Source organism: Bradyrhizobium liaoningense (assembly GCF_018130955.1).
Lineage (GTDB): Bacteria > Pseudomonadota > Alphaproteobacteria > Rhizobiales > Xanthobacteraceae > Bradyrhizobium > Bradyrhizobium liaoningense_C.
On sequence record NZ_JAFCJM010000110.1, the window covers coordinates 1 to 11,684 of the forward strand.

At 62.2% G+C, this 11,684-nt stretch carries 10 protein-coding genes; 8 read left to right on the plus strand and 2 right to left on the minus strand.

From position 1 onward, the window contains the following. The first annotated feature begins 369 nt into the window (after positions 1–369). Positions 370–1,179 carry a Crp/Fnr family transcriptional regulator gene (locus tag JQ632_RS38150; RefSeq protein ID WP_212407874.1) on the plus strand — a complete coding sequence of 270 codons (810 nt, stop codon included), beginning with the start codon at positions 370–372 and terminating at the stop codon, positions 1,177–1,179. A gap of 39 nt (positions 1,180–1,218) precedes the next feature. On the opposite strand, the gene greA is transcribed toward JQ632_RS38150, so the two are convergent. Both greA and JQ632_RS38160 read right to left on the minus strand, forming a co-directional pair. Then, positions 1,219–1,701 carry a transcription elongation factor GreA gene (greA, locus tag JQ632_RS38155; RefSeq protein WP_212407866.1) on the minus strand — a complete coding sequence of 161 codons (483 nt, stop codon included), beginning with the start codon at positions 1,699–1,701 and terminating at the stop codon, positions 1,219–1,221. Positions 1,702–1,784: 83 nt separating this feature from the next. Then, a complete protein-coding gene (locus JQ632_RS38160; protein ID WP_212407867.1) occupies positions 1,785–2,672 on the minus strand; it encodes a hypothetical protein in 888 nt (295 codons plus the stop codon). Between the two features lie 164 nt (positions 2,673–2,836). On the opposite strand from JQ632_RS38160, the gene JQ632_RS38165 reads away from it, so the two are divergent. The 7 genes from JQ632_RS38165 to JQ632_RS38195 all read left to right on the plus strand — a co-directional run bounded on the left by JQ632_RS38165 (position 2,837) and on the right by JQ632_RS38195 (position 10,868). Continuing rightward, positions 2,837–4,024, plus strand: a complete 1,188-nt coding sequence (locus tag JQ632_RS38165; protein ID WP_212407868.1) for a CaiB/BaiF CoA-transferase family protein — start codon at positions 2,837–2,839, stop codon at positions 4,022–4,024. Positions 4,025–4,095: 71 nt separating this feature from the next. Beyond that, the gene (locus JQ632_RS38170) at positions 4,096–5,082 is read left to right on the plus strand and encodes a dienelactone hydrolase (protein WP_212407869.1); all 987 of its coding nucleotides are present in this window, start codon (positions 4,096–4,098) and stop codon (positions 5,080–5,082) included. Between the two features lie 343 nt (positions 5,083–5,425). After that, complete coding sequence (locus JQ632_RS38175; RefSeq protein WP_212407870.1) at positions 5,426–6,511, plus strand: HoxN/HupN/NixA family nickel/cobalt transporter; 1,086 nt, start codon at positions 5,426–5,428, stop codon at positions 6,509–6,511. Between the two features lie 109 nt (positions 6,512–6,620). Then, positions 6,621–7,931 (plus strand): DUF3422 domain-containing protein, encoded by a 1,311-nt coding sequence (locus tag JQ632_RS38180; RefSeq protein WP_212407871.1) that lies wholly within the window; start codon positions 6,621–6,623, stop codon positions 7,929–7,931. Between the two features lie 119 nt (positions 7,932–8,050). Next, positions 8,051–9,289, plus strand: coding sequence for an acyltransferase (locus tag JQ632_RS38185; RefSeq protein ID WP_312015709.1), 1,239 nt, complete (start codon positions 8,051–8,053; stop codon positions 9,287–9,289). 76 nt (positions 9,290–9,365) lie between these two features. Next, entirely contained in the window at positions 9,366–10,319 is a 954-nt protein-coding gene (locus JQ632_RS38190; protein WP_212407872.1) for an alpha/beta hydrolase, read from the plus strand. A 348-nt stretch (positions 10,320–10,667) separates the two neighbouring features. Next, a complete protein-coding gene (locus JQ632_RS38195; RefSeq protein WP_212407873.1) occupies positions 10,668–10,868 on the plus strand; it encodes a hypothetical protein in 201 nt (66 codons plus the stop codon). The last annotated feature ends 816 nt before the right edge of the window (positions 10,869–11,684 follow it).

Consider the following 11,684-nt stretch of genomic DNA (forward strand, 5'->3'; position numbering starts at 1 on the left):
CGACCACAAGGAATACTTCGCCGGCGAGGCCGCCCTGAAGGCGGGCGGCGCCCACAACACGATGAACCAGTTCGGCTGAGCGAACTGATCATCTGAAGACCTGCGGGGCGGTCTCAACGGCGGTGACGTCGTCGAGATCGCCCCGTCCATTTTCGACGAGGGGCCGTGCTCACATCGGCGCCGCCGGGTGCAAGACGTCGTTAATTGTATGACTTATTCCAGCTCCTGTTTGCTCGCGAAAATCTGCCGGTTAGGCACCGCAATTGTCCGTGCTTGATCTCCCCTGAGGGCTCTGTTTGGATGGTCCTGGTTCGACAATTCGCATTTCGGATTATCGTAGTGGATCAGACAAATGGATACCGTCGTTCATTGACCGCTCGTTCACCAGAAAGCGTCGCGACCGTCCAGCGCGCTGGCATCGGCAACCGGCTGCTGGCGGCGTTGCCGCCGGCGGATCTCGCCTTGCTCACGCCCCACCTCCAGAAGGTCTCGTTCGAACCCGATGCAGTCTTGGTGCGGTCAGGCGATGAGCTCGACCCGGTTTACTTTCCCCACAGCGGCGCGGTCGCCTTTATGCTCGACATGCCGGACGGGCAAACGGTCGCAACCACCTTGATGGGACGGGAAGGCGCGTTGGGCTCGTTCTCCGTGCTCGGCCCGTCGCTTTCATCCGTGACCGCGGTTGCTCGCGTGGCCGGCACGGCATCGCAGATCTCCGCCGCCAAGTTTCGGGCGGCCTATGCGCGAAGCGCGGCCATCAGGAACGTCGTGCAGGTCCACGTCGGCGCGCTGATGTTGCAGCTCCAGCACGTTGCCGCCTGCAATGCGCTGCACCTGGTGGATGGCCGCATGGCGCGGTGGCTCCTGCAGCTCCACGACCGCGTTCCCGACGATCTCCTTCCGGTGACGCAGGAGGCGCTTGCGCAGTTGCTTGGGGTGCGGCGGACGACAGTGACCCTGACGATGAGCAAGCTGCGCGCAGCCGGCGCCGTCCCGTCCGACCGGCGCGGGTTTGTAGAGATCGACCGGGCGCGGCTCGAGCGCGTCGCATGCGATTGTTATGCGTTCATGCAGCGCAAGATCGATCGGATGTATTGCGAGGCATTGTCGGCGCCGCAGCCTGCCCTTGCACCATCCCAGGAAAACCCCATTGCCGCCTCCAACGGAAGCGGGCGCTGAATCCAGCGCCGCTTCGCGGGCTGGAAAATGGAGACTTCGCTACGCGATCGCGACGATCTCGATGTCCTGACCCGCGCTCACGATCACGTCTCCGATCGCCTTACCCATCAGGAGCCGGGCGATTGGCGACACGAAGGAGATCATGCCCTGCTTCGGGTCGGCTTCGTCCTCGCCGACGATGCGATAGGTCTGAACCCGTCCATCGTTGCGTTTGAAGGTGACCGTGCTTCCGAAACTGACGGCATCGCTCGCGGTCGGATCCGGAACCACCTGGGCCGTTCGCAGGCGCGCCGCAAAATATCTGATATCGCGCAGCGGCAGCGCGCTCTCCCGGCGCCGTTCATTCACGTCCTCGATCTTCTGCGCGAGATCGTAGGCCTCCTGCGCCTGCTTGAGCTGAGCCTCCAGGGCTTTCAGGCCCGCCGCCGTGACGAGGTTTTGGTGAGCCGAGATCGGGCGATCCGGCAGCAGAGTCTCGGATGCCGTTTCGGCACTTTCTTCCTTGGTGAATGCGACGCTCAAATTCTTGGAACTCCTAGGGGCAAGACGCGGCGCGCGTCCCTCCTTTCCAGATAGCGGCGACGGCCGCCAGCGCAAGGCTCTCCTTATCCCTCGTATTGATCCAGTCCCATCGCCCACGGCGCTTCGTCGTGGCCGAAGGCGTAGTTGCGGTTGTTCAGCGCCGGATTGCGATTGACCATCGGCCGCATGAACATCGGGTGCGTCGCGCTGCGCACCTCGTGCTCGACCGTGAAGAGAGGCTTGCCGCTGTCGAGATCGACGATGTCGCAGAACCGGTACTGATATTGATTGTCCTCGCGGGAGATCAAATTGCGCGCCAGGAGCCGGCGGTAAGGGCCGGAGAAGTCGGTGATGTACATCTGCACATGGTGGCCGTCATACTCCGGCTGTGGCCGGTCGGTCTCGCGGAACAACAGATATTGGTCGCGGCCCGTCTTCACGGCGGCAACCTTGCCGTCACCGTTCCGCAAGGTCGCGGGCATGCCCATGATTTGGGGATAGAAGGCAGAGATCGCAGGCGCCGTTCCGATCGGCACCTCGAACTCGACATAGGGGATGCCGAGCGCGATGCGCCCGAAGCGCGCCGGGTCGGGTTCATGGCAGCGCAGCCGGTTGCCCCACGGACAGATCGCCTCGACACAATCATTGTGCTCGGCGAACGCGAACGCCGTGCCCTCGAGCTTCTTGGCGACCGACGCCAGCCGCCCCAGCAGCGCCTCGCGGCCTGCGATCACCAGCCCGGTATGACCGCGCAGCACCTGCGGCCTGCCGCTCGGCAGGTGAAACTGGCTGCGTCCTGCGTTGATCCACATGTTGGTGTCGGACACCATCAGATAGGGATCGCGGGTGAGCCCCAGTCCCGTGACGTAGAATAAGGTCGCCAGGCGCTGATCCGGAACCTGGATGTTGACGTGCTCGAAATGAATCGCATTGCCGAGATCCTCGGCGGAACGATCGAATTGTTGGGGCATGGATGCAGCTCTGGGTGCGGGACGGACGTGACATAATAGAGCAGAACGCGGGCTCGTCGAACCCTCCGACCCGATCACTTCTGTGGGCTGAGGCATGCTGTCGGCCGCCTTGCCGCGGCAACCATTCCCTGTAATCTGGCAAAAAAACATCAGGGAAGGGATCGATGGGGGGAGTTCTGGAGGGCGTGCGCGTCCTGGATTTCGGGCGCTATATCGCAGGGCCCTATTGCGCGACCTTGCTGGCCGAATTCGGCGCCGAGGTCATTCGCGTCGAGAAGCGCGACGGCAGCGAGGATCGCTTCGTGGCGCCGGTCGGCGAAAACGGCGAAGGCGCGCTATTCCTCCAGGTCAACCGCAACAAGAAGTGCATCACGCTCGATCCGATGAAGCCGGAAGGGCAGGAGGTGATGCGCCGCCTGATTGCGACCGCTGATGTCGTCGTCGCCAACCTGCCGCCGCAGACGCTGCGCGCGATGAAGCTCGACTACGACTCCTTGAAGGCGATCAAGCCGGACATCATTTTGACTACCGCCACCGCCTTCGGCGGACCGGGGCCCTGGTCCGACCGCGTCGGTTTTGACGGCGTCGGGCAGGTCATGTCGGGATCGGTGTACATGACGGGCGAGGGGAATCCGCCGTACCGGGCCGCGGTGAACTGGGTCGATTTCGGAACCGCGCTGCACTGCGCGTTCGGGACACTCGCCGCGCTGATCGAGCGCGGCAAATCCGGGCGCGGCCAGATCGTCGAAGGCGCGCTGCTCGCAACCGCGCTGTCTTTCACCAACGCGACGCTGATCGAGCAGGCCGTCATCAACGTTAACCGCGTTCCATCAGGTAATCTCGGCCAGACCGCAGCGCCAGCCGACATCTATCGCACCAAAGACGGCTGGGTGCTGTGCCAGGTCACCGGCCATCCCCTGTTCAAACGCTGGGCAAAACTGATGGGCGAGGAGGAGCAGTGGCTGAGCGATCCGCGCTTTGCCGACGACATCAGCCGCGGCAACAACGGCCCCATCATCAGCGAGCGGATGGCGCGCTGGTGCGCCGAGCGCACCACGCAGGAGGCCGTCGACACCCTCGGCAAGGCGATGATTCCAGCCGGCCCCGTGCTGAGCCCGCAACAGGCGCTGGATCATCCGCATATTCGCGCCACCGGCTTCATGCAGGAGGTCGACTATCCGGGCCTGCCAAAGCCCGCCCCGGTGGTGCGCGCCGCCGTCCGCCTCTCGGAAACGCCGGGTGAAATCGCCGCGCGTCCGCCGACGCTCGGCGAACACACTGATCGCGTCCTCTCCGAACTCGGCTATGACCGCGACGCGATTGCGGCGCTCAGGAATAGCGGCATCGTCTAGCGCACGCCTCACTATATCCCCTATGAGATAGGCGGCTACGCGGCGCCCCCGCCGGTCCAAAAGGAATATTCATGCGTCCGCCTACGCTCGTCTTCACTATCTTGTTTTTCTTTGGCGTCACTGTCGCGCAAGCTGCCGGAGTGAAGAACTTTGACATTCCCGCCAGCCCGGAGGGACCGGCGATCAGACTATTGGTCTGGACTCCCTGCTCAGAGCCGCCGCAAGAAATGGATGGCCGCGGAGCCATGTTCCTGGCCGCACCCGGATGTCCGGTCACCGGAGACAAGCTTCCACTCATTGTAGTGTCGCATGGCAGGAGAGGATGGTTCGGCGGTCACCACGATACGGCAGAGGCTTTGGCAGATGCAGGATTCGTCGTTGCAACGCTCAATCATCCCGGCGATACCGGGCGCGACACGAGCCGCACCGACAGTCTTGCCGTTCTCGTCGAGAGACCGACGGATATGAAGCGGCTGGTCGACTACATGCTTCATGCGTGGCCGGACGCTTCACGCATAGATGCCGCGCGCATCGGCCTCTATGGTTTCTCATTCGGCGGCTACACCGGCCTCGTCGTCATCGGTGGCGATCCCGCTCTGCGGAAAGGCCTGGCCAATTGCCAGACGTCGACCTTGCAGGCTTGCAAGCAGCTCGAAAGCGGTGAACTTCCCGACCGACCGATCGTTCATGACCCGCGCGTCAAGGCCGCTGTTATCGTCGACCCATTTCCGGCGTTCGTCTTTCCTGAGGAAAATCTCAAAGGAATAACGGTCCCGGTACAATTGTGGAGTTCCGACCCGGCGCAAAATGCTGACGGTCTGTCCGGCTGCTGTGCGGCAGCTATCAGTCAACGGCTCCCCGTAAGACCGGACTATCATTTCGTGGAAAATGCCACGCACTTTTCCTTCCTCGCGACCTGCACGTCGAAGGAAACCCAGGCGACTCCTGCCATCTGCACCGATGCGCCAGGTTTTGATCGCGCTGACTTCCACAGGAGGCTTCACGCGGATGTTGTTGCATTTTTCCGCAAGCATTTTGCTGAAAGCGCAAAGCCGTAACGCCATCCTGGGCGCCTCCTGATCCCGCGGCTGCTTGCTTGCCCCAAGCCCGCCGGGACGCCGATGCGATCCGCTTCGGGACGGTCTTGGCTCATCTTGCGTTTGCCTTGAGGACCGTGACGAGCGATCGCAACTTGCCGCTTCTGGATTTCTGCTTTCCACAGCACGCAGGTCGTGTCGCCGCGCGGCGCCGGTGCAAAATCCCCTGAAATCAGTGGCTTGATTGGGCGATGCGGCCTCGTCCCCCGCTCGCCGCGAGTTGGCCCGGCTCTTGCTATCCCCAGTATGATAGTTTTTGATAAACGTCATACCGGAGAGTCTGCCGGTGGATGGGGTTAGTCGCGTGATCAATGGGGCTGTGCGGGCGGTTGTTTCAGGCACGGTCCTGCTGTTCGGCGGGCTCGTGACCGCCAATGTCGCCGCCTGGGCGTGGGCCTTCGCCGTGTTCGCCGACCGCCCGTCGGTGATGGCGACCGCGCTGCTTGCCTGGGTGTTCGGCCTGCGCCACGCCGTCGACGCCGACCACATCGCGGCGATCGACAACGTCGTGCGCAAATTGATGCACGCCGGCGATGCGCCGCAGAGCGCAGGCCTCTTTTTCGCGCTCGGCCACTCCACCGTGGTCGTGGTCGCAACGCTGCTGCTTGCCGTGGGTGTGGTAAGCTTTGGCGGCGACAGCCTGCTCAAAACCATCGGCGGGCTGATCGGCACGTCGGTTTCCGCGATCTTCCTGCTGCTGATCGCCGTGCTCAACCTCGCAATCTTCGTCAGCCTGTGGCGCACCATGCGCGCGGTGCGCGACAGCGGCGTCCATGATGCGGAGCGGATCGATGCACTGCTGGCCGGCCGCGGTTTCCTGTCGCGGCTGCTCGCGCCCATGTTCCGCGTCGTGACAAAGCCAAAGCACATGTATCCGCTCGGCTTCCTGTTCGGGCTCGGCTTCGACACCGCGACCGAGATCGGCCTGCTCGGCATCTCCGCGACCGAGGCCGCGCGCGGCCTGTCGCTGTCGCATGTGCTGGTGTTTCCCGCGCTGTTCGCCGCCGGCATGGCGCTGGTCGACACCGCGGATTCGGCGCTGATGGTCAGCGCCTATCGCTGGGCCTTCGTCGATCCCATGCGAAAGCTCTGGTACAACCTCACCATCACCGGTGCCTCCGTCGCGGTCGCGCTGTTCATCGGCGGGGTCGAGGCGCTCGGCCTGATCGGCGAGCAGCTCGGGCTGTCAGGCGGTCTCTGGACGCTCGTCGATCACCTCAATGAATCGCTCGCCAGTTTCGGCTTCGCGGTGATCGCACTGTTCGCGGTCGCCTGGCTCGTGTCCTTCCTTGCCTATCGTGCTGCGTTCAGGGGAGAGCGCTGGTCGCGCGCCTTTGCCCGCGCCGAGCCCGACGCGCTGGAGTGCGACGATGCGGTCGAGGTGGCCTAGGGCTGCGTATCCTGCCAACGGGTGATTGCGCGCGCGTGGGTGTGTTGTGGTAGTGAACGGCGGGGTTCGCGGCATGCTGCGGCCTGAAAGCGCTACCAAGGGACATCAGATGAACCGTGACCTCGATCTCGCCGGCTTTGAGCTGCATCCGCGGCGTGGTGCGGTGCTGGGCGAGGTGCATGCCCGCCCGTTCACCCGGCTGACGGCGCCGCTCACCGTGCTGCGCTTTGCCTTTCTCAGCCAGGGCGACATTGCCGCCGCCGACCGCGAGAGGTTCGTGGCGTTCTGCGCCGCGCACGGACAGGCGCCGCCGGATGCCGGGATCAAACATCATCAGGTCACGATCGGCGCGACCCAGCTCCGCTGGGAGCAGCATTCGGAATTCACCACCTTCACCTGGATCCTGAGTGACGCGGATACGTCCGCTCGGAAGTTCGGCGAGATCGGTGGTGAGCCCGCCGCTTTGATCCGCTCTCTGCGCCAGTCCGGCCAATTGCTGGTCGCGGTCAAGCTCGAGGTCGAGCAGAACTCGGCGGCGCTGGAGCGTGCCCAGGAGCTGTTCGAGAGAGGCAGCCTCGCCGTCGCCGCGGTCCGCAGCGGACCAGCCGTCGTCGCATCCGACTTTCGCGCGGACGAGCAGGGTTTTGTTCGCATCCTCGTCTGCAATGACGGGCTGTCGCCAGGGCGGCTCGGCGCGCTGGTGCAGCGCGTGCTGGAGATCGAGACCTATCGCACGCTGGCGCTGCTCGGCCTGCCCGCCGCACTCGAGCTTGCGCCCTCCGTCGATCATATCGGCCGGCGGCTCGTCGAGGTGCTCGAGGAGATGCAGGGCGCCGAGGACCTCAAGCTCAACAATCATCTGCTGACGGAGCTGACCGCATTGGCGGCCTCACTGGAAAGAGGCGCTGCCGGCAGCCTGTTCCGTTTCGGCGCCAGTCGGGCCTATTACGAGATCGTGCAGGCCCGCCTCGGCGTGATCGAGGGCGGCGAGATCGCGGGCTATCCGACCTGGTCATCCTTTCTCGCCCGCCGCATGGCGCCGGCTATGCGCACCTGCGCCACGATGGAGGACCGGCAGGCCAATCTGTCGATCAAGCTCGCGCGCGCGGCCGATCTGTTGCGCACGCGCGTCGACGTCGAGCTCGAGGAGCAGAACCGCGACCTGCTGCGCTCGATGGACGAGCGCACCAAGTTGCAATTGCGGCTCCAGAGCACGGTCGAAGGATTGTCGGTGGCGGCGATCGGCTACTACGTCGTCAGCCTGTTCGGCTATCTCGCCAAGGGCGCGCATGATGGCGGCCTGCATGTGGAACCTTCGCTGGCGACCGCGCTGTTCGTGCCGGTCGCGGTGGGCGTGGTCTGGATCGTGACCCGCAACATCCGCAAGCGGCACCTGAAGCACGACGAAACGTCGGGTTAATCCAAGCGACGATCTGCGCATTTGAACCGAGGGCGGAGCAAGTGTGACCTACCTCGCAGAGCCCGGTGAAGGGATCCAATATCTGCAACGGGATCGTTTCTTGGATTGGAAGCACGCCCGTGAAGAACCATTTTCCCCTGCTGGATCCGCTGCGCTTCGGGACTGCCCTCGGCGTCGCCATTTTTCATCAGATGTTCTGGTCCTGGGCCTGGGTTTCGATTGGCGTTCCAGGTTTCGAGCGCTACGTCGCCGCCGATGTTCTATACCCGTCCGCCGCGCCCTTCACATGGTTCGGCTGGGTCGGTGTTGAGATATTCTTTGTCATTTCCGGTTTCGTCATCGCGAATTCCGCGAGCAAGTCTTCACCGACAGAGTTTCTTCTTGGCCGCGCTCTCAGGCTTTATCCGGCGGTCTGGGTTTGCGCCACTGCGACCCTCCTCGTCCTGGTTGTCTATGGCAGCGGACCAGCCTCCGAATTCATCCTGCCCTACATCCACGCCATGACGCTCGTTCCCAAGGGAGTCACGCATCAATGGCTCGACGGTGTCTATTGGACACTGGCCGCCGAGATGGCGTTTTACGGGCTCGTGTTTTGCGCGATGCTGACGAAGAAAATCACCCTGCGGCACCTGGCTTTTGGCCTCACCATCTACAGCGCTGTCTTCAACGCTGTGGCGTTGCTGGTGCTGTCATGCACGACGCCATCCGACTTGCCCTATCTCGTTATTCTGATGTTCCGGGTGCCGTGCGCAGCATTCCTGTTGACCCATGGCTGCTTCTTTGCGCTGGGCATCTGGCTCTTCATTTCTGCAAACCGAGACTTGACGGCGCTCGAGCGAGTCGCCGTCGCCGTCACCGTTCTTTCGGGGGCCGCAGAAATCTACTTTTTTGCCTCCTTCTTTTTGACGTCCATACCCGCCATCTCGGATCAATCAGCCCTTGTGCCGATCATGGTCTGGGCGGCGGCGGTGGGCCTCATTGCCTGGTGCGCGAACAGGAACAGGCGCTCCGCAGCCACCGCTTCGGCTGAAGCACCGGCGTACTGGAGGACGCTCGGGCTGATCACCTATCCGCTCTATCTCACCCACAACGTCGTTGGCACGGCGATTATTCGTGCCCTGGTCGATGCCGGCCTGGATGCCACCTCGGCCGTGTGGGTCCAGCTGGGCATGCTTGTCCTGATCTGCTGGTTTATCTGCGCGAAGGTCGAGCCGGCCATCAGAGGTGCGATGACGCAAGCTATTGCCTATTTCGGACAGCTTCCGGAAAGACTGCCAGCATCGAAGCGCCCGAGGTTCTCCCGGGGGCTGGGCCTTCGGCCGCCTGTCCCGGCAAAGATGGTCGCCACGTTGCAATAGCCGGTACCCTGCTAGACTAGCTTCCTGACACCCATCGGATGGAAGAAGTTCCGCGAGTTAAGGCAGGAAGGAGCGAATGAAGGTCACCAGGGACATGGTGGATGAAGACTTGCGCGGCAGCTATGCCGTTGGGCGGATGATCGCAAGTTTCTTTCACACAGGATGGTTCTCGCTGCTCGTGTTCCGTTTCAGTGCGGACATCTTGCGGGGAAAGAACATCAGAGGGCTTGTCTGCCGGGAGCAACATATTCCGAGCCGAAATGGCGGGCCGCCCATTCGTGTGAGAATCTATCAGCCGACCGCGGCAGTTGGATCACTGCCGGTGATGCTCTACCTGCATGGTGGCGGCTACGTTTACGGAGTGCCCGAGCAATTCGGCTCAATCATCAGGGACTTCATCGAGACAGAACCGTGCATCATCGTCGCGCCGGACTATAGAAAGGCCGTTGAATCGCCGTACCCGGCCGCATTCAACGACTGCTACGACACTCTGCTATGGATAAGAGACAATGCGGCCTCTCTCGGCGGAAGAACCGATGGATTCATCGTGTCAGGCCATAGCGCGGGCGGAGGGCTTGCGGCGGCCGTCTCGCTTAGGGCTACCGATGACGACGATGCAAGAATAGCCTTTCAAATGCCGCTCTATCCCATGATTGATGACCGGCAGAACTGCGCCTCCGTCCTCGAAAACGACGCACCCGTATGGGATGAAGAAGCCAACAGGCTGGCGTGGTCCCGTTATCTCGATGGCGTGGAGACCATTACGGCTTACGCGGCTGCGTCACGCTGCACAGATTATACGAAATTGCCGCCGACGATCACATTTGTCGGCAGTCTCGAGCCCTTTCGGGATGAAACGAAAATTTACGTTGAGAACCTTCGCCGTGCCAACGTTCCCGTTGAGTTCGAGATATTCGACGGCGCTTTTCATGGTTTTGACGTGATGGTGCCGGACGCTCCAATCAGTCGGCGAGCAAATCAGTTTCTCATGGAAAATTTCCAGAAGTTTGCTCGGCGGTATTTCCCCTAGGACGATCGACACGGCCTTAGCAGCAAGTTCCTCGATGCTCTGGCTTGGCGTTCCAATTGTTCCCTTTCCGTCTGACGCTGTCACGATCAGATGTCGCGGAACGAAAGCTCCGGTCAATACTTTAGAATCATGAGGCCGTCGCTCGCCGTTAAACTACACGGCGCATGTCGCGGATAGCCAAAGGTTCCTACTGCTGGGCCCGCTGTTCTCAAAAACAAGCGCTCGCACAGATAGCCAAAAGCGGCGGTCTCCGGTTCCATGCCAGTACTGCCAGCCGCGCTCGCAAGCGGGAGAGCTGCGTGAGGGGTGCGCCGATGCTGGCGCTTTCTTGCCCGAACGAGGCTTCCTATGCGCAACCGCATTGACATAGATCCCAAGCACAGCCGAGCAATTGTTCAAGAGATTGGAGGGAGGCTGCGCGCGTTCCTGAAAGAAGAGCCGGAATTGCCGGGGAGTTTTAGAACGCAAATCGACCGGCTTCGGGAATGGGAAGAGCAGTCACCATCAATCATTCCCAATGCTGAGCGCTGGGACAAACCTCGGCGTTGAGCCGTCTCGCGACAGCACGGACGGCTCGGCCGAACAGGACGAGCAAATGCCACCAGTGATGCCCGTGCATCAAGCATCCTGAAAGAGTACGGAGAGGGGCGATCCGAGTTGATCGGCAAAGCCGTCGTCCTTACCGATGGAAAGGAGGCACGGTCGAGCTCGTTTGACTGGATGAACTGCACGGGCTCCGCATTTCGATCGCGGGTCATGATGGAAGATGGCCGGTCTCAACACCATCAAGTTTGCGGAGTCCTAGACCTCGCGCCGGCTGCTGCGCTGCCCAGATCGCGTGCTCCTTTCAGAACATTCCAATCAAGATGAAAATCCCGACCTCGGTCAGGAAAGTGACGCTCATGATCGCGACCATAAGGAACATGTCGCTCGCCGAGAGAGGGTCCATGAATGCCTCGCATCTTGCGAAGCCCGGGGAGTAAATCATTCAGGCTAGCAAATGTTTCGGTTCCAACGCAGACGGCGCGAGATGCGAGCGGCGCGGACATCCGAGGCGGCCTTGAGGCGAAGCCCGCCAGGGCCATTTGAGACTCGGCCGCTGCCCTGAACGATGTCGGGTTGCCCCTCACGAACCGACATCGCCGAGCGAGAGCATAATGTGGGCAAGGGGCCGATTTTGTTGCAAAAGTCGGTTGAGGCGAGCCGGCAAGCGTGATTCCGTTGTGTTGACGCGAATCGCGACGAGGTCGATCCATGATGGGCCGTCTGAAGAGTGACCAAGGTCAACTGTTCTACGAGTTTCATCTCAGCGACGCGGTTCCCGAAGATCATCTAGTGCGGAAGATCGACACTGCTCTCGATCTG

What these genes read in the sequence shown, in the direction of transcription:
- JQ632_RS38160 (WP_212407867.1), bottom strand. Translation starts at nt 2,672, where the DNA reads ATGCCCCAACAATTCGATCGTTCCGCCGAGGATCTCGGCAATGCGATT.
- JQ632_RS38165 (WP_212407868.1), top strand. Translation starts at nt 2,837, where the DNA reads ATGGGGGGAGTTCTGGAGGGCGTGCGCGTCCTGGATTTCGGGCGCTAT.
- JQ632_RS38170 (WP_212407869.1), top strand. Translation starts at nt 4,096, where the DNA reads ATGCGTCCGCCTACGCTCGTCTTCACTATCTTGTTTTTCTTTGGCGTC.
- JQ632_RS38180 (WP_212407871.1), top strand. Translation starts at nt 6,621, where the DNA reads ATGAACCGTGACCTCGATCTCGCCGGCTTTGAGCTGCATCCGCGGCGT.
- JQ632_RS38190 (WP_212407872.1), top strand. Translation starts at nt 9,366, where the DNA reads ATGAAGGTCACCAGGGACATGGTGGATGAAGACTTGCGCGGCAGCTAT.
- JQ632_RS38195 (WP_212407873.1), top strand. Translation starts at nt 10,668, where the DNA reads ATGCGCAACCGCATTGACATAGATCCCAAGCACAGCCGAGCAATTGTT.